Raw genomic sequence first — 19,790 nt, 5'->3', positions numbered from 1 at the left:
TCTCCCTCGGGATGCGATCAGGCCGCCACGACCAGCGGGTCGCCGAAGTGGGCGGCCAGGTCGAGCAGCTGCAGCACGTCGACGACGACGGCGCTGTGGCGCACGAGGCGCAGCTCGTGGCCACGCTCGGCGGCCACGCGCTTGGCAAGCAGCAGGAGCTGCACGCCGGCGGTGTCGAACTCGGCGACACCGGACAGGTCGATCTCGAGCGCCGGCGACGACTCGACGGCCTGCAGGATCACCGGCTTGAGCTCGGCGGCGCGGTAGATGCTGAATTCGCCTTCGATGCGCAGCGTCTGCACGGCGGCGGTCTTCTTCTTCGATGCCATGTGGCCCCCCGCGTCGGTCAGGGCAGCACGAGCTTCTGCACCACGTCCAGCAGCTGGTCGGGGCGGAAGGGCTTGACGATCCAGGCCTTGGCGCCGGCCATCTGGCCTTCCTTCTTCTTGGCCTCCTGCGACTCGGTGGTCAGCATCACGATGGGGGTGAACTTGTAGGCCGGCATGGCCTTCACCGCCTTCACCAGGCTGATGCCGTCCATGTTGGGCATGTTCACGTCGCTGATGATGAGGTGCACCTTCTGGCCGGTGAGCTTGGCGAGCGCGTCCTTGCCGTCGCTGCCCTCGATCACGTCATAGCCTTTTTGTTTGAGCGCAATGCTCACGACCTGCCGCACCGAGGCGGAGTCGTCGACGATCAGGATGCTCTTGCCCATGTTTGTAATGGCCTCCGCTGGATGTCCGATGGTTCAGAAAAAGGTGATCTCTTCGTTCTTGGGTGCGCCGGCCGAGCCGCCACCGCCGTGGGTGCTGCGCTCTTCGGCCATCGCATAGGTCTTCTCGAGTTCGGCCAGCAGGCCGGGCACGTCGAGCGGCACCAGCCGGCCTTCGCGTTCGTAGATCTCGCTGCCCTGCGAGAGCTGCCCGGGCAGCATGTCGATGTTCTGGCGCACGTGCGTCATGACCTGGCTCACGCGGTCCTGGAACTGCAGCTGCACCAGGGCCTCGCACACGTCGGCCTGGATGCCCAGGCTCTCGCGCTTGAGCACGTCGGCCGACTCGGCGAGCGCTTCGGTCACGCCGCGAAAGCCGTCGAGCACGCTGTTGATCGAGGACTCGCAGCCGCTGATCGAGGCCGCTTCACGCGAGGCCGAGGCCTCGGCGCTCTCGCGCGCCTGGGCGATGGCGTCGGCCACCACGGCGACCTTCTCGGCCATGCGCCGGCCGGTCTCGCCCGACTCGGCCGAGAGCTTGCGCACCTCTTGCGCGAGCACCGAGAAGCTGCGGCCGGATTCGCCCGCATGCGCGGCCTCGATGGCGGCGTTGATGGCGAGCAGGTTGGTCTGCGCGGCGATCTTGGCGACGTCGGTGGCCATCTGGCGCAGCTCTTCGATGAAGCGGCTCAGGCCCTGCACGTCGCCGCGCATGGCGTTGTTGCTTTCGGTCGCCTGGCGCAGCGAGGCGAGCACGCCCTGCAGCTCCTGCTGGCTGCTCGCGAACATGGCGGCCATGCCACCGGAATCGTGGTCGGCGCCGGCCGCGCTGTCGGATGCCTTCATCGCGTGGTCGAGCCGGTCGACGATGCCGGCGAAACGCTCGCTCAAGGCGGAGATGGCGCTTTCCATCTGCAGGCGCGAGGTTTCGATGTGGCCGCTCCAGACCGGCATGAGCTGGCGGCCGAGCTGGCCGCTGCCTTCGAGATAGCGCGCAGTGTCGAGGCGGGCCTGTCGCTCGCGGGCGGCGTGGTGTCGGTCGAGCCACACGCCGGCGGCGAGCAAGGCGGCGGCGACCACCCAAGGCGATGCACCCGCACCGAAGGCGATGCACGCCACGGCACCCGCGAGACCCAGAAGCCGGCCCGACCAGGCGGCGCAGAAGGCCCGCAGGGCGCAGCCCAGGCGCCACGGCCGGGGCGTGTCGGGCCGCTGGGCGGGTTCGGCCACGAGTTCTGAGGAGGTCATGGAAACGGTCGTCATGGTGTAGGGCTATCGACATCATCCGAAGTGCCCTTGAACCGTGATCTGGGAAAGAAGAGCGTCTTTGGAGCGCTTTCTGCTGCGACTGTGTAAGAAAGTGTGCGCTGACAAAGAGTGCGTCGATGCACTGCAGCAAGCCGGTTGAGAAAAGCTATCAAATGCACAAACTGAACGCCCGGCCATTTGTGGCCCGGCGCCACGCCGCGGCATGGTCAGCCCCGATGGCAGCGCCGGGCGGGATCCCTAGACTGGCTGCCTCCCGACCGCCATTGACCCAGCCCCATGCAGACCTGGCGCCTCGCGCCGCAGAGCGGCCCCCGTCACGACGTGCAGACGAGCCTTGCCGGCCTGATCGGCACGGTGGGGAGCGACGCGTTTGCGCAGACTGCGCTCGGTCACGTCAACCGCGCGCTGCACGCCGGCTCGTGGGCGGTCTACCGGGTCTGGAAAGACAAGGCGCCGGTGCTGCACCTCTCATCGGCACACGGCCTGCGCGACACGACGCGCGACTGCTTCGCCGCCTACCTCGACGGCCTGTACCGCCGCGACCGCACGTTCGACATCGCCCAGGCCGGCACGACGCTGCTGCGCCTGAGCGCGCACGACATCCCCAACCCCGAGCACCGCGAGGCGATCTACAAGCGGCACGGCGTGAGCGAGCGACTGTCGATCGCGGAGCCGCAGCCCGATGGCGGCGTGCTGGCGGTCAACCTTTATCACCACGAGCACCAGGGCGCGTTTGCCGATGGCGAGCTGCAGAACTTCGAGCAACTCGCGGTGGGGCTGCTCGCCACCGTGCGCCGCCACATCGAGCTCACCGAAGCCGCCACGCCGCGGCCCGATGCGGCGCAGCTGCGGGCTGCGCTGCAACGCCGCCACCCCGAGATGCCCACGCGCGAACTCGACGTGTGCGCGCGGCTGCTGCAGGGCCTGAGCTACGACGGCATCGCCGCCGACCTGGGCCTCTCGGTGGCCACGGTGAAGACCTACCGCCGCCGCGCCTTCGAGCGCATGGGGCTGCACTTCAAGAGCGAGCTCTTCGCGGCCTTCGTGGGATCGGTCTGAGCGGTCGGGCCTGCGCGATCAGGCCTTCAGCCTCCGCAGCGCTCTGGCCAGCGCCTGCACCGCGGCGTCGATCTGCTCGCGCTCGATCACGAGGGGCGGCGCGAGGCGCACCACGGTGTGGTGCGTGTCCTTGGTCAGCACGCCCTCGTGCATGAGCGCTTCGCACACTGCGCGGGCACTCGCGAACGCCGGGTCGATCTCCACGCCCACCAGCAGGCCACGCCCGCGCACCTCGGTGATCGCCGGGTGCGCGATCGCCTGCACTTGCGCCATCAAATACGCCCCCTGCTCGGCGGCGCGCTGCACCAGGTGCTCTCGCTCCAATAACAACAAGGCCGCATGGCCCACCGCCGCAGCCAACGGGTTGCCGCCGAAGGTGCTGCCGTGGTCGCCGGGGGTGAACTGCGCCATCACGTCGTCGCGCGCGAGGAAGGCGCTCACCGGCAGCAGGCCGCCACCGAGCGCCTTGCCGAGGGTGAGCCCGTCGGGCTTCACGCCTTCGTGGTCGCAGGCGAGCAGTGCGCCGGTGCGGCCGAGGCCGGTCTGCACCTCGTCGCAGATCATGAGCACGTTGTGCCGGGTGCAGATCTCGCGTACCGCCGCCAGGTAGCCCGCGGGTGGCACGACGATGCCCGCCTCGCCCTGGATCGGCTCGACGATGAAGGCCGCGGTGTGCGGCGTGATCGCCGCCTCCAGCGCCGGCGCATCGCCGAAGGGCACGCTCGCAAAACCGGGCGCGAAGGGGCCGAAGCCGTCGCGGTACTGCGCTTCGCTGGAGAAGCCGACGATGGTGGTGGTGCGCCCGGCGAAGTTGCCTTCGGCCACCAGGATCTGCGCCTGCCCCTCGGGCACGTGCTTCACCTTGTAGGCCCACTTGCGCGCCGCCTTGATGGCGGTTTCGACCGCCTCGGCGCCGCTGTTCATCGGCAGCGCGCGGGCCATGCCGGTCATGCGGCACAGCTTCTGCAGGAAGGGGCCGAGCCGGTCGGTGTGAAAGGCGCGGCTCGTGACGGCGAGGCGCCCGGCCTGTTCGGTCAGCGCCTGGACGAGCACCGGGTGGCTGTGGCCGAAGCTCACCGCCGAGTAGGCCGACATCATGTCGAGGTAGCGGCGGCCGGCGTCGTCGAACAGGTAGGCTCCGGCGCCGCGCGTGAGCACGATGGGCAGTGGGTGGTAGTTGTGTGCGCCGTAGGCGGCTTCGAGGTGAAGCGGCGACGGCGGCGTGGGAACGGTGTGGCGCAGTGCGGCGGCGCGGGCGGCGGTGGTCATGGGCAGCTCCGGATGGCAACTGGTTCACTCTAGGCCGGGCAGCACGAAAGGTGCATGCCACTTGTTGCACCAGACGTCCCTGAGGCGCACGATTCGTTCATCCAATCGGAGAACGAGATGCCAGAGACAGAAATCGACAAGCTCGACCGCAAGATTCTCACGGCCCTGCAGGCCGACGGCCGGGCCAGCAACGTGGAGCTGGCCGCGCAGGTGCACCTGTCGGCGCCTCAGTGCTTCCGCCGCGTGCGGGCACTGGAAGAGCGCGGCGTGCTGCGCGGCTACCGGGCCCTGGTGCAGCCCGAGGCGCTGGGCCTGGGCGTGATGGCCTACGTCAGCCTCAACATCGACGGCGGCCAGTTCGGCCGGGTGCGCGAAATCGAGCGCGACATCCGCGCCTTTCCGCAGATCCTCGAGTGCCACACGGTTTCTGGCGACAGTGACTACTTGCTCAAAGTGGTGGCGCGAGACCTCCGGAGCCTGAGCCAGTTCCTCACGGACCAGCTGATGCAGGTGCCCGGCGTGGACGACGTGCGCTCGATGATCTGCCTGGAGGAGGTGAAAGCGCCTTCGCCCTTGCCGGTCGATTTGTAGCCCGCCAAGTCCACCAATCGCACAACTGCGGCGATTAGCAATGGTATTGATGATGTTCAATAACTATATTGAGTAGATCATTCCACGAAGCAAAACCGCCCATGAACGCGTTTGCCCTCTCCGAATCCGAGCCCGACGACGCTTCCGCTGCACAGGGCGAGGGCGCTGCCGGCCCGCACAAGCGTGACCTGATCGCCGGCCTGGAGAAGGGCCTGGCCGTCATCGAGGCCTTCGACCAGGACCGCCCGCGTCTGACCATCAGCGAGGTCGCCACGCGTTGCGGGCTGACCCGCGCCGCCGCCCGCCGCTACCTCATCACCCTCGAGTACCTGGGCTACGTGACGAGCGACCGCCGCATGTATTCGCTGAGCCCCAAGGTGCTGCGCCTGGGCCAGAGCTACATGCACTCGGCGCGGCTGCCGCGCATCGTGGCGCCCGAGTTGCACAAGCTCGCCTACACCCTCAAGGAAGCCTCGTCGGCCGGCGTGCTCGACGGCAACGACGTGATCTGCATCGCCGCCACGGAGGCCGGCCGGTTGGTCTCGTCGACCCTGCAACCCGGCACGCGGGTGCCGGCCTACTGCACCGCCAACGGCCGTGTGCTGCTGAGCGCGATGCCGCAGCCCGAGGTGGAGGCCTGGCTCGCGCGCCAGAGCTTCGAGGCCCGCACGCCGCACACGATCATCGACCGCGACAAGCTCGCTGCGGAGATCGCGCAGATCCGCCTGCGCGGCCATGCCGCCGTCGACCAGGAATTCGAACTCGGCCTGCGCACGATCTCGGTGCCGCTGAAGAACTACCGCGGCGAGGTGCTCGCCGCCATCAACGTGAGCGCCCAGGCCTCGCGCATGAGCATGGAGCAGCTCGTCAGCGAATGCCTGCCGGCCCTGCTGCAGGCACAGGCCCGCCTGCGCAGCACGCTCTAGAACACAAGGAGACAGCCCATGAGAGTTCAAGTCGCCATCATCGGAGCAGGCCCATCAGGCTTGTTGTTAGGTGCCAAGCTGCACCAGGCCGGCATCGATGCCATCGTCATCGAACAACGCAGCGCCGACTACGTGCTCGGCCGCATCCGCGCCGGGGTGCTGGAGCAGGGCTGCGTCGACATGATGGACAGCCTGGGCCTCGGGGCGCGCATGCACGCCGAAGGCCTGGTGCACGGCGGCTTCAACCTCGGCTACCGCAACACCCACCACCGCATCGACCTGCACGCGCTCACCGGCAACAACGTGATGGTCTACGGCCAGACCGAAGTCACACGCGACCTGATGGACGCCCGCGCCGCCTGGGGCGCGAAGACGGTGTACGAAGCCGAGAACGTGCGCATCCACGGCTTCGACGGCAACACGCCGTCGGTCACGTACACGAAGGACGGCAAGACGCATGAGGTGCAGTGCGACTACATCGCCGGCTGCGACGGCTTCCACGGCGTGAGCCGCGCAAGCGTGCCGGCGCAGAGCATCCAGCACTACGAGCGGGTCTACCCCTTCGGCTGGCTGGGCGTGCTGGCCGACGTGCCGCCGGTGGCGCACGAGCTCATCTATTCCAACCACGAGCGTGGCTTCGCCCTGTGCAGCATGCGCTCGAAGACGCGCAGCCGCTACTACATCCAGTGTTCGCTCGACGACAAGGTCGAGCAATGGAGCGACCAGGCCTTCTGGGACGAACTGCGCAAACGCCTCGACCCCGAAGCCGCCGCGAGCATGGTCACCGGCCCGTCGATCGAGAAGAGCATTGCGCCGCTGCGCAGCTTCGTCGCCGAGCCGATGCGCTTCGGCCGCCTCTTCCTCGTGGGCGATGCGGCGCACATCGTGCCGCCCACCGGCGCCAAGGGCCTCAACCTCGCCGCGAGCGACGTGCACTACCTCGCGCACGGTCTCATCGAGCACTACCAGGAGAAAAGCGTGGCCGGCCTCGACGCCTACTCCGGCCGCGCGCTGCGCCGCGTGTGGAAGGCGGTGCGCTTCTCGTGGTGGTTCACCGCGCTGATGCACAAGTTCCCCGCCGCCGCGGGCGACACCGGCGCCATCAGCCAGAAGATCCAGGAAGCCGAGATCGACTACCTGCTGGGCTCGCAAGCGGCCATGACCTCGCTCGCCGAGAACTACGTGGGCCTGCCTTACGAAGTGTGAAGCCCGGCCCCTAAAAGGGGCCGGTCGGAGTGCGACTTCGTGCCGCGTGCTTACGCGGCCCTCCCATCGCTTGCAGTTGGTAACGCCTTCTGTACGCGGGGCTCAGGCAGCATGCCGGGCCAAAGGGAGAACACAACATGACACTCGCACACCACGGCCGCTCGGCCCTGCGCAGCTTGAGCCTGTCGATCGCCGCCACCGCCCTCCTCGCCGGCTGCGGCGCCGGCACCGACTCGGTCCACAACGAAGCGGCAGCGCCCAGCGTGCCCTCGCCCGCCCCGGCGCCGGCACCAGCGCCCGCCCCCAGCCCGGCCCCCGCACCGCCCCCCGGCACCGCGGTGACCTACTACTTCTCCGACTGCCAGACGGGAGCGACCAGCGGCTGCGTGCCCGGCGACAACGCCAACGCCGGCACCAGCGCCGCCGCTCCCAAGCGCACGCTGGCCGGCATCGACGTCAACGCACTGGCCGCGGGCAGCCGCCTGCTCTTCGCCCGTGGGGGCGCCTGGGCCAACTTCAGCCTGCAACTGCACAACCTCAACGTCACCACGGCGGCCCCGCTCGTGTTCGACGCCTACACACCGCCCGCAGGCGGCAGCGCGCGCCCGGTGTTGAACCCCGGCAGCGCCTTCTTCGTGTTCCAGACCAGCGTCTTCGGCCGCAGCGAAGACACCGGCGGCTACGTGCTGCGCAACCTCACGCTCGACGGCCGCGGCAGCAACGGCTGGGGCATCCACCTGCGCAACCGCGCGCACGACATCTTGCTCGACAACCTCGAGATCACCGGCTTCGAGATCGCGCTGCACTCGCAGAACGAAAGCCCGATCGGCAACGTGACGCTGCGCAACAGCCACATCCACCACAACTCCGAGATGGGCCTGCTCGGCGAGGCCGACAACCTCGTCATCGAAGGCAACCTCTTCGAAGCCAACAACTTCTCGGGCAGCGGCTTCAACCACGCCATCTACCTGGGCGGCAGCGGCCGCAACGGCGTCATCCGCAACAACACCTTCACCCACAACTCGGTGTGCACCCGCGCGCCCTGTGCCGACGGCAACCCGGTCGACCCCAACGTCTGCCGCGGCGGCAACGTGACCATCCACGGCCAGTGGGACGGCATGCTCATCGAAGGCAACACCATCCAGCAGGTGGCCTCGGTCGGCAGCTGCTACGGCTTCTCGATCACGCCGGGCTACACCTCGGCCGAGTTCTTCCGAAACTTCACGGTGCGCCACAACACCGTCATCAACCTCGGCGGCTGCGCCATCTGCGCGGGGGCCTCGGTGGGCCCGCTGATCGAGAACAACCTGCTCATCAACCGCAACAACAGCTGGATGAGCGGCGTGGTGCTCGGCGCCAACGTGGGTTCGCAAGGCGCCGGTGGCGACGATGTCGACAACGGCGCCATCGTGCGCAATAACACGATGTGCTCGACCTACTTCTCGGGCGGCAGCCAGCTCATCTCCGCCATCAACGCCGGCACCTACACGCAGGCCGGCAACGTGCTGCGCACCGGCGCCGATGCCAGCACCGGGCCCTGTGCGCGCTGACGCCTCGAAGCCTCAGGCCTTCGCGACGGCCAGCCAGCGGTCGAGCTGATCGGGCGCGGCCAGCAGCGCTTCGCTGCTGTCGCGGTGCACCACCTGGCCGCGGTCGAGCACCACGGCCGTGTGCGTGATCGGCAGGATCATGCGCGGGTTCTGCTCCACGATGATGGCCGACATGCCTTCATCCCGCACCACACGCGCAATCGAGCGCAGCAGCTCTTCCACGATGATGGGTGCGAGGCCTTCGAGCGGCTCGTCGAGCAGCAGGAGCTTGGGGTTGAGCACCAGCGCGCGCGCCACCGCGAGCATCTGCTGCTCGCCGCCCGACAGCTGGTTGCCCATGTTCGACTTGCGCTCCGCGAGGCGCGGGAACATCTCGTAGGCGCGCTCCACCGTCCACGGGCCGGGCCGCGCCACCGCGGTGAGGTTCTCGTGCACCGTGAGCGACTTGAAGATGTTGCGCTCCTGCGGCACCCAGCCGATGCCGGCGCCAGCGCGCAAGTGGGCAGGCAGGTTCGTGATGTCCTGCCCGGCGAGCGAGATGCGGCCGGCGTGGCGGCGCGTCACCCCCACGAGCGTGTTCATGAGGGTCGTCTTGCCGGTGCCGTTGCGGCCCAGCAGCGCGAGCGACTGGCCGGCTTCCAGCGTGAGGTCGATGCCTTGCACCACCACCGCCTCGCCATAGCCTGACTTCAAGCCTTCGACCTTGAGCAGCTCAGCCATGGCCTTCCCCGAGGTAGACCGCTTTCACGCGCGGGTCGGTCGAGATGCTGGCCACGTCGCCTTCAGCGAAGAGCGTGCCGTTGACGAGCACGGTCACCGTGCGGGCGAAGTTGAAGACGAGGTCCATGTCGTGTTCGATCAGGAGGATCGTCACCTCCGGCGGCAGCGCGTTGATGGTGTCGAAGATCTCCTGGCGCTCGCCTTCGGGCACGCCGGCCACCGGCTCGTCGAGCAGCAGCACGCGCGGCTCGCTGGCAATGGCGGTCGCGATCTCGAGCAGGCGGCGCTTGCCGTAGGCGAGCACGCTGACCTTCTGGTCCATCACGTCATCGAGGCGGAACTGCTTCAGCAGCACCGCGCAGCGCTCGGCCACGCGCGGGTCGCTGCCCAGAGGCTTCCACCAGGTGTGGCTGATGCCGAGCTGTGCGCTCACCGTGAGGGCGAGCGACTGCAGCGGCGTGAGCTCGTTCCACAGCTGGTTGATCTGGAAGGTGCGCACGATGCCGCGGCGCACCCGCTGGTGCGGCGCGAGCTGGGTGATGTCCTGCCCGTCGAGCGAGATGCGGCCGGAGGTGGGCTCCACCACGCCGGTGAGCAGGTTCACGAGCGTGGTCTTGCCGGCGCCGTTGGGGCCGATCAGCGCGTGGCGTGCGCCCTTCTCGACCTTGATCGACACGTCGTTGGTCGGCGTGATGCCGCCATATCGTTTCAGCAAGTTGTGGGTTTCGAGAACGACCTGGCTCATGCCTGCCCTCCCCGCTTGAACCACGTCCACGGGCGGACCAGGCGCTCACGCCCCACCAGCATCAGCACCACGAGGAAGAGCCCCAGCCAGAAGGTCCAGTACTGCGGCGTCCACGCAGAGACGAGGTCGTGCAGCAGCTTGAAGATGATGGCGCCGAAGATGCCGCCATAGAGGTACGCGGTGCCGCCGATCACGAGCACGAGTACGAGGTCGGCGCTTCGGTGGAACTCGAAGCCGTCGAGCGAGGCGAAGCCCGAGGTCTGCGCCATCAGCGCGCCGGCTGCACCGGCCACCGCCGCGCCCAGCGTGTAGACCGCCACCAGCCGCAGGTGCACCGACAAGCCGATGCTCTGTGTGCGCAGGCGGTTGTCGCGCAGCGCCTTCAGCGAATAGCCGAAGGGCGAGTGCACGATGCGGCGCGTGATCAGCACGCACACCGCGAGCACCGCCAAGCTGTAGGCGTACGCGGTCTTGCCGAAGAGGTCGAACTCGAAGGTGCCGAGCAGCTTGCCCATCACCACGCCTTGCAGGCCGTCGGCACCGCCCGTCAGCCAGTCGAGCTTGTTGGCGAGTTCATAGAGCACCGCTGCCACGCCGAGCGTGATCATGAGCCGCGTGAGGTCGGAGCCCCGCATGATGAGCACGCTGCACAGCGCCCCCAGCACCGCGGTGCCGGCGACGGCGACCGCCAGGCCCACCAGGGGGTCGGGCATCACGTGCTTGGCGAAGAGCGCGGCCGTGTAGGCGCCGAAGCCGAAGAAGGCCGCATGGCCGAGCGACACGATGCCGGCGTAGCCGAGGATGAGGTCGAGCGACAACGCGAAGAGCGCGAGGATCGCGATCTCATTGAGCAGCAGCGCGTGGCGGCCCGACAGGAACACCGAGGCGATGGCCACCACCGCGAGCGCGATCTCCCACCAGCGCCAGCCCGAGGCGGCGCGCAGCGAGGCCTGCACCTTCTCCAAGGAGATGGCTTGACGATCTGGCGCGCTCATTTCGAGCCCCTCTGGCCGAAGAGGCCCTGCGGACGCCAGGTCAGGATCGCGATCATCAGCGCGTAGACGATGAAGGCGCCGAGCTTGGGCGCGTAGTACTTGCCGAACACGTCGGCAATGCCGAGCAGCAGCGCGGCCAAGAGCGGGCCGGTGATGGTGGTGGTGCCGCCGACCGACACCACGATCAGGAAATACACCATGAACTTGAGCGGGAAGATCGGCTCCAGGCCCAGCACTTCGGCACCCAACGCACCGCCCAGGCCGGCGAGGCCCGAGCCCACCGCGAAGGTGAGCAGAAAGACCTGGTTGACGTTGATGCCGAGGCCGCGCGCGACGCGCGGGTCATCGACCGCTGCGCGCAAGCGGCTGCCGAAACGCGTGCGGCTCAGGATCATCTGCAGCGCCACTGTCAGCAAGCCGCACACCACGATGATGAAGAGGCGGTACTTGCCGATGCCGACATCGGCGAGGTCGAAGCGGCCCTGCAGCCACGAGGGCACCGAGATCATCTGCTGCTGCGAGCCGATGATGTAGTCGACCCCCGTCACGGCCATGAAGACGAGGCCGATGGAAAAGAGCACCTGGTCGAGGTGCGGCCGGTTGTACATCGGCCGGTACAGCGTGCGCTCGAAGGCGGCGCCGAGCACGGCGGTGAAGAGGAAAGCCAGCGGCAGCGTGGCCAGGAAGGGGACGCCGAGCTTGTTCATCAGCAGCACGGTGGTGTAGCCCCCGGCCATCGCGAACGCACCGTGCGCGAGGTTGATGAAGTTCATCAGGCCCATCGTGACCGCGAGGCCGACGGACAGGACGAACAGCAGCATGCCGTAGGCGATGCCGTCGAAGAGAAGGGTCAGCATGCTGCGACGAGGTTGCAGGCGGAAGGAATGGGCAACACGATGCGCGCCCCTGCCTTCCGGCAGGCGGCGCGCACAGAAGGCTGGAGAACCTTACTTGGCCCCGAGCTTGCCCGGGTCCTTCACGGCCTTCTGCACGTCGAATTCCTGGTTCCACAGCTGGCCGCCCACACGTTCGACCTTGCGGATGTAGATGTCGTGCACCACGTCGCGCGTCTGCGCGTCGATCATCACCGGGCCGCGCGGGCTCTCGAAGACCTGGCCCTTCATCGCGGCCAGCAGGTCGTCGCCGCCGCCCTTGCCCTTGGTGGCTTCGAGCGCCTTGTAGATCACGCGCATGCCGTCGTAGCCGGCCACTGCCATGAAGTTGGGGCGGAACTTGTTGGCGGCCTCGAAGGACTGCACGAACTTCTTGTTCATCGGCGAATTGTGCGAAGCGGAGTAGTGCTGGGCGGTGACCACGCCGAGCGCCACGTCGCCCATGTCGTTCAACTGGTCGTCGTCGGTGATGTCGCCGGTGCCGATGAGCTTGATGCCCGACTTGTCCAGGCCACGCTCGGCGAACTGCTTCATGAACGCTGCGCCCTGGCCCGAGGGCAGGAAGACGAACACCGCATCGGGCTTGGCGTCGCGCACCTTCTGCAGGAAGGGCGCAAAGTCGGGGCTCTTCAGCGGCGAGCGGATCTCGGCCACGATCTCGCCACCGTTGAGCTGGAACTGGCTCTTGAAGAACTTCTCGGCGTCGATGCCGGGGGCGTAGTCGGTGACGAGCGTGACGACCTTCTTGATCTTGTTCTTGCCGGCCCATTCGCCCATCGCCACGGCCGCCTGCGGCAGCGTGAAGCTCGTGCGCACGATGTAGGGCGACGCGGTGGTGATGACGGAGGTGGCGGCGGCCGTCACGACCATCGGCACCTTGGCCTGCGTGGCGATGGGCGCGGTGGCCATCGCGAGTGGTGTGAGGCCGAAGCCGGCCAGCACGTCGACCTTGTCGTTGACGACCAGCTCCTGCGCCAGGCGGCGGGTGGAGTCGGCCACGCCGGCATCGTCCTTGATGATGAGCTCGATCTTGCGGCCGGCCACGGTGGCGCCGTTCTGCGCCATGTAGAGCTTGGCAGCGGCTTCGATCTGCCGGCCGGTGGAGGCCGACTGGCCGGTCATGGGCAGGATGAAGCCGATCTTGAACGGCGCCGCCTGGGCGAACGCCTGCGGAACGGTGAGAGCGAGCGCGAGAGGCAGGACGCCTTTCAGGACGTGGCGTTTTTGCATGGTGTGTCTCCGGGTGGCGGGGGGAATCGAAGAGTGTGCGGACTGTGCGCCATGCGTGCGCTATTCGGCAATCAGGGAGTTCGACTACCAGCTATGCCGCTGCGGCATGACGGCCAGGGAAGACCCTGGCCTCTCGCCGGGAACTTCAGTCGGCCCGGTAAGCGGTGTCGAGCACCACCCCACCGCCGCTCACGCGCGATACGCAGGCGCACAGGCGTTGGTTGGCCCGGTGCTCGTGCGGGCTGAAGAAGACGTCGCGGTGGTCGATCTGGCCTTGCACGGAAATCACATCCATCGCGCACAGGCCGCACTCGCCCCTGCAGCAGTCGGACAAGGTCTCCACCCCGTTCTCGGCCAGCACGTCGAGCAGCGTGCGGTCGGGCGGCACCTCGATGCGCAGCTGGTGGCGCGGCAGCTCCACCCAGAAGGGCTCGGCCGCATGGTGGCCGCTGTTGCCGAAGGTCTCGAAGCGCAGGTCGGCAGGCGGCCGGCCGGCGGCGGCCCAGGCGTCGCGCGCCGCGTCGAGCAGGCCGAGCGGACCGCACACGAGCATCTGCGCGCCGGGAGCGAGCGAGGCGATTTCACGCTCCAGGTTGAGACGTTCGTCGGCATCGCTGCAGTAGGTTTGCAGCCGCTCGCCGAGCGTGAGTTGCAGCGTGTCGGCGTAGACGAGCTCGGCGGCACTGCGCGCGGCATAGCGCATGCGCACGTCGGCGCCCTTGGCGGCCAGCATCTGCGCCATGCCGACCAGCGGGGTGATGCCGATGCCGCCGGCCACGAGCAGGAACTGCGGCGCGTTGAAGGCGAGTTCGAAGTGGTTGTCGGGCTCGCCGATGGTCAACTCTTCGCCGTCTTCCAGCGACCACACGTGGCGCGAGCCGCCGTGGCCTTCGGCCGCCAGCTTGACGGCAATGCGATAGACGGCGGGGTCGTGCAGGCCGACGAGTGAATAGGAGCGTGTCTCTTCGCGCCCGTCGATCATCACCTTGACCTTGAGGTGGCTGCCCACCGTCCACGGCTTCACGCCCCCTTCGGGGCGGATCTCGAACTCGCGCACGGTGGGGCTCAGGTTGCGGTGGGCGCGGATGTGGGCGGGGTGCCAGGTGTTGCTGCTTTTCATGGTCTTGCTACGTCAAGGTCGGGCTAGCGGGTGGCGCGGCGGCGGATCAGGCTCGCGCCGGGCAGGCGCTGCAGGCTCTGGTGGCTTTGCAGCGCTTCGCGCAGGTTCTGGTGGGCGATGCGAGCGTGTTCGCGCATCAGCGATTCGGCGCGGGCACCTTCGCGCTGCACGATGGCGTCGAGCACCGCGCGGTGCTGGGCCTGCGCGACGACGAGCGTGTCGCGCGCGTCGGGGCCGGTGGAGCGGGCCAGCACGAAGCCGTTGGGTGATGCGAAGGGCAGCGTCTTGGCGCGCTCCAGCTGGCGTGCCACGAGGTCGCTGCCGGCCATCTCGCTCAAGAGGTCGTGGAAGCGGCCGTTCTGCTCGACGTAGCCGTTGAACGAGTCTTCGCTCAGCTCGGGCTGCGCGAGCAGCTCGTCGATGCGGGCGATGCAGTCGCGCGCTTCGGCGAGCAGCACCGAGGTCACGCCCCGCTCGGCGGCCAGGCGCGCGGCCAGGCCTTCGAGCGTGCCGCGCACTTCGATCGCGTCGTGGATGTCGGCCTCGGAAAAATCCTTCACCGCGAAGCCGCCGTTGGGCAGCGCTTCGAGCAGGCCTTCTTCCTGCAGGCGCACGAGCGCCATGCGGATCGGCGTGCGCGAGGCGCCGAGCAGGTCGACGAGCGTGAGTTCGGCGATGCGGCTGCCGGCCTTCAACTCGCCACCGACGATCAGCTCGCGCAGCTTCAACTGCACGCGCACCGTCTGCGAGGTGCCGGTGTCGTCGTCGAGCTTCGCGCTCATGCGGCCGTCCGCAGCGGGATCACCTTCGGCGCATCGGGCGGCGTCTCCTTCGCCACCATCTTGTCGATCAGCTTGCGTGCCCACATCGAGCCGGCGTCGATGTTGAGGTTGTAGAACTTGTAGCCCGGGTGTTCGTCGATGGCCTGCTGCTGGGCTTCGAGGATCAGCTCGTCCTCGCGGAAGATGCCGGCCACGCCTTCGCGCAACTCGTGCGTGAGGCGCTGCTCGCCCAGGCAGTAGTTGCGCGCGAAGGCCCAGAAGTAGTGGCAGGTGGTCTCGGTCTCGGGCGTGATGGTGTTGAGCACGAAGCCGTTGACGCCTTGCGATCGATCCCCTTGCGGCGCGCCGGTGCCCGCCTTGGCCACGCCCACATCGATGGTGATGGTGCAGGGCGCTTCGAAGCGAATGATCTGCCAGCGGTCGACAGGGCCCTCGTAGCCGGTGGCGTGCTTGATCTGGCCGGCCCAGAAGGGCGGCGCGTCGATGCCTTCCATCCAGCGGGTGACGGTGGCGAATCGATCGCTGTGGGTGGCCACGAAGGGTGCTTCGGCCACGGCGCGCTGGCCGATGGACGAGCCGTGCACGAAGGTTTCGTGCGTCAGGTCCATCAGGTTGTCGAGCACCAGGCGGTAGTCGCACTTCACCTGGATCAGCTTGCCGTCGCCGGCCCATTCCGGGTGGTCGTTCCAGTGCAGGTCGGGCACGGTGCTCTCGTCGGCGAGCGCCGGATCGCCGGGCCAGATCCACACGAAGCGGTGCTTCTGCACCACGGGGAAGGAGCGCACGCAGGCCGAGGGGTTGATCGTCTCCTGCGAGGGCATGTGGGTGCAGCGGCCGTCGCCGTTGAAGACCAGGCCGTGGTAGCCGCAGGTGATCTCGTCATCGTGCAGCGTGCCCTTGCTCAGGGGGAGCAGGCGGTGCCAGCAGGCGTCTTCCAGTGCGGCCACGGTGCCGTCCTTGCGGCGGAACATGACGATCTTCTGGCCGCAGATGGTGCGGCTCAGCAGGGCCGGTTTGACTTCCACGTCGTAGGCGGCGGCATACCAGGCGTTGAGGGGAAAGGTCTTGGCGGCGGACTTCATGAGGCGACTTCCTGAATACGCGTTGTATACAGCAACAGTCTAAACGGCCTGCCAAACAGCTCAAACATCGGGTTAACCCGCGCCTTGAGGGCGATCCTGTATGCATTCGAAGGCCTCGGCCGCTACCATCGTCCTCTTTCCCGTCTCCCGGAGGATCACCATGACCGCACGCACGACCCCACCCTTCCGCGCCGACCACGTGGGCAGCTTCCTGCGCCCCAAACGCCTGCTCGAAGCGCGCGAGAAGAAGGCCAAGGGCGAGATCTCCCCTGCGGAGCTGCGCAAGGTCGAAGACGAGTGCATCACCGAGATCGTGAAGTTCCAGGAAGACGTGGGCCTGAAGTCGATCACCGATGGCGAGTTCCGCCGCACCTATTTCCACGTCGACTTCCTCGAGCAGATCGGCGGCGTGAAGACCGACATCCCGGTCACCGTGATCCGCCCCGATGGCACCGAAGAGCTGGCCCCACCGGTCATGCGTGTGATCGACAAGGTGAAGCACGTGAAGGACATCCAGCTCGCCGACTTCCAGTACCTGAAGAGCCAGCTGAAGCCCGGCAGCACCGCCAAGGTGACCATCCCCTCGCCGACCATGCTGCACTTCCGCGGCGGCCGTGCGGGCATCAGCCGCGAGGCCTACCCCGAGCTCGAACCCAGCTTCTACCAAGACGTGGCGAACGCCTACGGCGACGAGCTGCGCTCGCTGGCCGCCGCCGGCTGCACCTATGTGCAGATGGACGACACCAACCTCGCCTACCTCTGCGACGAGAAGATGCGCGAAGCGGCCCGCAGCCGCGGCGACGACCCCAACGAGCTGCCGCACCGCTACGCCAAGTTCATCAACCTCGTGGTCGCGCAAAAGCCCAAGGGCATGACGCTCGCGATGCACCTGTGCCGCGGCAACTTCAAGAGCACGCACGCCGCGGCCGGCAACTACGAGCCGGTGGCAGAGGCGCTGCTCTCGGAGATGAACCTCGACGCCTACTTCCTCGAATACGACGACGACCGCTCGGGCGACTTCCGCCCGCTGCGCTACCTGCCCAAGGGCAAGATCGTGGTGCTCGGCCTCGTGACCACCAAGTTCGGCGAGATGGAAAGCAAGGACACGCTGAAGCGCCGCATCGACGAAGCCGCACAGTACGCGCCGCTGGAGCAGCTGTGCCTGTCGCCGCAGTGCGGGTTCTCGTCGACCGTGCACGGCAACAACATTGCCGTGGAGGCCCAGCGCAACAAGCTCAAGCTGGTGGTGGAAACGGCGCGCGAAGTCTGGGGCGACTGACGGGCTCGGCGCCGCGCGGGCTCATTCGGCGCTGAGCAGCTCGAGCGTGCGCGCATCGCGCTCGCCGCCGTACCAGCGCTGCAAGGCCAGCGACCACACCGGCTCGCCCGGGGCCACCGTCTCGAAGAGCGTGAGGCAGGAGCGGAACTTGGCGTCGTCGGGCGACCCGAAGATCTCGTTCGCGCTCTTGCCGGGCACCGCCAGCACCCGCTGCACCGAGCGCTTGAGCCGCGGCCCCAGCACCGGGTGCGCCCAGTAGGCCGCGGCCTCCTGCTGCGAGGCGATGCCATAGCGCTTCGCCATCTCGCTGCGACCCAGCGCTTTCAGTTGCGGGAAGACGAACCACATCCAGTGCGTTGTCTTCGCACCGGCGGAGAGTTCGGCGTCGACCTGCGCCATCACCGGCGCTTGGGCGTCGACAAAACGTTGCAGATCGTGCGGGTCACTCATCGGGGCTCCTCGTCACAACAGGCCCCTCAGAATATTCGGCTTCGGCGCGTCCGGCGCGAGTAGCTCAGGCCGGTTGAGGGAAATGTGCGAGCCTGCGGAAAACCGTCACGCTTGTGACGGCATAACAGCCGGCCACGTTGCCCAGGCAGACCAGCGTGTAGTTCGGGTCTCCACTGACGAAGTGCGCATAGAGCAGCGACACGGTGGACGACGCGCACCACAGGCCCCAGGTCGGCAGCGACACGTCGGCCGCGCCATTGCGGCTGCGCCACACGGCGAGCACCTGCGGCACGTAGCCGACCACGAACAACACCCCGAACAGCGCATACAACGCGCTCACCACGCTCACCACGACGACACTCCACGACCCGACGGGCGAACTGCCCCGTGCGGCCAGTGTGCCGAAGGCGGTGAAGCGGAAAACGCCGAAAACGCGGTGGATGCCGGCCCTACTTCCGCCGCCGCAGCCCGCGCTCGGCCAGCTCGAAGGCCAGCTGCACCGCCAGCGCGAGCACCGCCGCCGGGATGGCCCCCGCCAGGAGCGCCATGTGGTCGTTGAGCGCCAGGCCGGTCACGATGCGCTCGCCGTAGCCGCCGGCGCCGATGAAGGCGGCGATGGTGGCCGTGCCCACGCTGATGACGGTGGCGGTCTTGATGCCGGCCAGCAGCACCGGCGCGGCCAGCGGCAAGTCGATGCTGCGCCAGCGCTGAGGCGCGGTGAGGCCGAGCGCGGTGCCCGCCGCGCGCAGGCCCGCGGGCACCTGCTGCAGCCCGGTGGCGGTGTTGCGCACGATGGGCAAGAGCGCATAGAGCGCGAGCGCCACCAGCGCCGGCACGGTGCCGATGCGCCCGAGCAGCGGGATCAACATCGCCAGCAGCGCAAGCGAGGGCACGGTCTGCAGCAGCCCTACCACCGCCATCACCGGCTGCTCCACGCGCGGCAGCGCGGCAGCCGCCGCCCCGAGCGGGATGCCGACGACGCAGGCCGCGAGCACCGCAGTGGCGACGAGCAGCAGGTGCTGCGCGGTGAGCCGGCCCAGGTCGTCGGCGAAGAGGCGCTGCAGCAGGCCAGCCTGCGCCGCGGCGCCCGTGGTGGGGGCGAGAAAGCCCCGCGCCACGTCGGCGAAGGGCCGGCCTTGCAGCTCGGCCTGGCCGTTCATCTCGATCATCTGCTGGGTGCCGATACGCCCTTCCAGTGCGGTGAGCGCCTGCCAGGCGGCGGGGAAGCGCTGCGGCGCGTCGAGCCGGTACAGCAGCACCGCGTCGTAGCGCGGGAAGAACGCGAGGTCGTCTTCCAGCACGCGCAGGCCGAGCGTCGCGATCTTGGCGTCGGTGGTGTAGATGTCGGTGGCGGCGATGCGGCCACCCGTGAGCGCCTCGTAGGCGATGCCGTGATCGATGCCCACTGGACGCTGCGTGAGGCCGTAGCGCGCCGCGAGGCCGGGCCAGCCATCCTGCCGGCCGAGGAACTCGTGCGACAGGCCGAGCGTGAGGCCGGGGTGCGCCTTGAGGTCGCTCAGCCGGCGGATGCCCAGGCGCTGCGCTTCGGCCTCGCGCATCGCGAGCGCGTAACCGTTCGAGAAGCCGAGCGAGCCGCTCACGCCGAGCCCCTGCTGCGCGAGACCGGCCCGCAGTGCGTCGACGCTGTTCAGCTGCGGCTGCTTGAGAATCTCGGCGGCGATGGTGCCGAGGTATTCGGGGTAGACGTCGATCGCGCCGGCCTTCAGCGCTTCGAATACCACGGCGGTGTTGCCGAGGCCCTGCCGGTGCTGCGCCGCCACGCCCGCTCGCTGCGCCGTCTGCGCGATCACCTCGCCGAGCAGGTACGACTCGGTGAAGCGCTTGGAGCCCACCTGCAGCGCCGCGCCGTCGGCAAGCGCGGGGCCGCACAGGCACAGCATGAGAAGCATCA

Annotated in this window: 21 protein-coding genes; 6 read left to right on the top strand and 15 right to left on the bottom strand. The window is 68.3% G+C overall.

What is annotated here, in order from left to right:
• Nucleotides 1-17: 17 nt before the first annotated feature.
• The 3 genes from RXV79_RS02270 to RXV79_RS02260 are packed head-to-tail and all read right to left on the bottom strand — an operon-like array spanning nt 18 to nt 1,960.
• A complete protein-coding gene (locus tag RXV79_RS02270) occupies nt 18-329 on the bottom strand; it encodes an STAS domain-containing protein (RefSeq protein ID WP_316701781.1) in 312 nt (103 codons plus the stop codon).
• Nucleotides 330-346: 17 nt separating this feature from the next.
• Entirely contained in the window at nt 347-715 is a 369-nt protein-coding gene (locus RXV79_RS02265; RefSeq protein ID WP_316701780.1) for a response regulator, read from the bottom strand.
• Nucleotides 716-748: 33 nt separating this feature from the next.
• On the bottom strand, nt 749-1,960 hold the full coding sequence (locus RXV79_RS02260) for a methyl-accepting chemotaxis protein (protein WP_316701778.1): 1,212 nt from the start codon (nt 1,958-1,960) through the stop codon (nt 749-751).
• A 297-nt stretch (nt 1,961-2,257) separates the two neighbouring features.
• On the opposite strand from RXV79_RS02260, the gene RXV79_RS02255 reads away from it, so the two are divergent.
• The gene (locus RXV79_RS02255; RefSeq protein WP_316701777.1) at nt 2,258-3,040 is read left to right on the top strand and encodes a helix-turn-helix transcriptional regulator; all 783 of its coding nucleotides are present in this window, start codon (nt 2,258-2,260) and stop codon (nt 3,038-3,040) included.
• A gap of 18 nt (nt 3,041-3,058) precedes the next feature.
• On the opposite strand, the gene rocD is transcribed toward RXV79_RS02255, so the two are convergent.
• Nucleotides 3,059-4,309 (bottom strand): ornithine--oxo-acid transaminase, encoded by a 1,251-nt coding sequence (rocD, locus tag RXV79_RS02250; RefSeq protein WP_316701776.1) that lies wholly within the window; start codon nt 4,307-4,309, stop codon nt 3,059-3,061.
• A 117-nt stretch (nt 4,310-4,426) separates the two neighbouring features.
• On the opposite strand from rocD, the gene RXV79_RS02245 reads away from it, so the two are divergent.
• From RXV79_RS02245 to RXV79_RS02230, 4 genes are all read left to right on the top strand, one after another.
• Nucleotides 4,427-4,900 carry an Lrp/AsnC family transcriptional regulator gene (locus RXV79_RS02245; RefSeq protein ID WP_316701774.1) on the top strand — a complete coding sequence of 158 codons (474 nt, stop codon included), beginning with the start codon at nt 4,427-4,429 and terminating at the stop codon, nt 4,898-4,900.
• A 101-nt stretch (nt 4,901-5,001) separates the two neighbouring features.
• Complete coding sequence (locus RXV79_RS02240; protein WP_316701773.1) at nt 5,002-5,826, top strand: IclR family transcriptional regulator domain-containing protein; 825 nt, start codon at nt 5,002-5,004, stop codon at nt 5,824-5,826.
• An 18-nt stretch (nt 5,827-5,844) separates the two neighbouring features.
• Nucleotides 5,845-7,032: a 4-hydroxybenzoate 3-monooxygenase gene (gene pobA / locus RXV79_RS02235; RefSeq protein ID WP_316701772.1), complete on the top strand. Its 1,188-nt coding sequence runs from the start codon at nt 5,845-5,847 to the stop codon at nt 7,030-7,032.
• A 137-nt stretch (nt 7,033-7,169) separates the two neighbouring features.
• Entirely contained in the window at nt 7,170-8,582 is a 1,413-nt protein-coding gene (locus RXV79_RS02230; protein ID WP_316701771.1) for a right-handed parallel beta-helix repeat-containing protein, read from the top strand.
• A 12-nt stretch (nt 8,583-8,594) separates the two neighbouring features.
• Here RXV79_RS02230 and RXV79_RS02225 read toward each other — a convergent pair whose 3' ends face one another.
• From RXV79_RS02225 to RXV79_RS02190, 8 genes are all read right to left on the bottom strand, one after another.
• The gene (locus RXV79_RS02225; RefSeq protein WP_316701770.1) at nt 8,595-9,302 is read right to left on the bottom strand and encodes an ABC transporter ATP-binding protein; all 708 of its coding nucleotides are present in this window, start codon (nt 9,300-9,302) and stop codon (nt 8,595-8,597) included.
• Entirely contained in the window at nt 9,295-10,047 is a 753-nt protein-coding gene (locus tag RXV79_RS02220; RefSeq protein ID WP_316701769.1) for an ABC transporter ATP-binding protein, read from the bottom strand. Before RXV79_RS02220 ends, RXV79_RS02225 begins: the two co-directional genes overlap by 8 nt.
• Nucleotides 10,044-11,042, bottom strand: a complete 999-nt coding sequence (locus RXV79_RS02215; RefSeq protein ID WP_316701768.1) for a branched-chain amino acid ABC transporter permease — start codon at nt 11,040-11,042, stop codon at nt 10,044-10,046. The genes RXV79_RS02220 and RXV79_RS02215 overlap by 4 nt, the downstream gene beginning before the upstream one ends.
• Nucleotides 11,039-11,899: a branched-chain amino acid ABC transporter permease gene (locus RXV79_RS02210; protein ID WP_316701767.1), complete on the bottom strand. Its 861-nt coding sequence runs from the start codon at nt 11,897-11,899 to the stop codon at nt 11,039-11,041. The genes RXV79_RS02215 and RXV79_RS02210 overlap by 4 nt, the downstream gene beginning before the upstream one ends.
• A gap of 90 nt (nt 11,900-11,989) precedes the next feature.
• Nucleotides 11,990-13,165 carry an ABC transporter substrate-binding protein gene (locus RXV79_RS02205; RefSeq protein ID WP_316701766.1) on the bottom strand — a complete coding sequence of 392 codons (1,176 nt, stop codon included), beginning with the start codon at nt 13,163-13,165 and terminating at the stop codon, nt 11,990-11,992.
• Nucleotides 13,166-13,310: 145 nt separating this feature from the next.
• A complete protein-coding gene (locus RXV79_RS02200; protein ID WP_316701765.1) occupies nt 13,311-14,285 on the bottom strand; it encodes a PDR/VanB family oxidoreductase in 975 nt (324 codons plus the stop codon).
• Nucleotides 14,286-14,308: 23 nt separating this feature from the next.
• Complete coding sequence (locus RXV79_RS02195) at nt 14,309-15,067, bottom strand: GntR family transcriptional regulator (RefSeq protein ID WP_316701764.1); 759 nt, start codon at nt 15,065-15,067, stop codon at nt 14,309-14,311.
• Entirely contained in the window at nt 15,064-16,149 is a 1,086-nt protein-coding gene (locus tag RXV79_RS02190) for an aromatic ring-hydroxylating dioxygenase subunit alpha (RefSeq protein WP_316701763.1), read from the bottom strand. Before RXV79_RS02190 ends, RXV79_RS02195 begins: the two co-directional genes overlap by 4 nt.
• Nucleotides 16,150-16,309: 160 nt before the next feature.
• Between RXV79_RS02190 and RXV79_RS02185 the strand changes: the two genes are divergently transcribed.
• Nucleotides 16,310-17,428 (top strand): 5-methyltetrahydropteroyltriglutamate--homocysteine S-methyltransferase, encoded by a 1,119-nt coding sequence (locus RXV79_RS02185; protein WP_316701762.1) that lies wholly within the window; start codon nt 16,310-16,312, stop codon nt 17,426-17,428.
• 21 nt (nt 17,429-17,449) lie between these two features.
• Here the strand turns inward: RXV79_RS02185 and RXV79_RS02180 are convergent, their stop codons facing one another.
• The 3 genes from RXV79_RS02180 to RXV79_RS02170 all read right to left on the bottom strand — a co-directional run bounded on the left by RXV79_RS02180 (nt 17,450) and on the right by RXV79_RS02170 (nt 19,788).
• Nucleotides 17,450-17,878: a DUF1810 domain-containing protein gene (locus tag RXV79_RS02180; protein ID WP_316701761.1), complete on the bottom strand. Its 429-nt coding sequence runs from the start codon at nt 17,876-17,878 to the stop codon at nt 17,450-17,452.
• Nucleotides 17,879-17,942: 64 nt separating this feature from the next.
• Entirely contained in the window at nt 17,943-18,218 is a 276-nt protein-coding gene (locus tag RXV79_RS02175; protein ID WP_316701759.1) for a hypothetical protein, read from the bottom strand.
• A gap of 109 nt (nt 18,219-18,327) precedes the next feature.
• Entirely contained in the window at nt 18,328-19,788 is a 1,461-nt protein-coding gene (locus RXV79_RS02170) for an ABC transporter permease/substrate-binding protein (RefSeq protein ID WP_316701757.1), read from the bottom strand.
• Between the last annotated feature and the right edge of the window lie 2 nt (nt 19,789-19,790).

Origin of the sequence: Piscinibacter gummiphilus, assembly GCF_032681285.1 — a bacterium.
GTDB lineage: Bacteria > Pseudomonadota > Gammaproteobacteria > Burkholderiales > Burkholderiaceae_C > Rhizobacter > Rhizobacter gummiphilus_A.
Note: the sequence above shows the minus strand (reverse complement) of the source record. Positions and strands in the feature narration are given on the sequence as shown.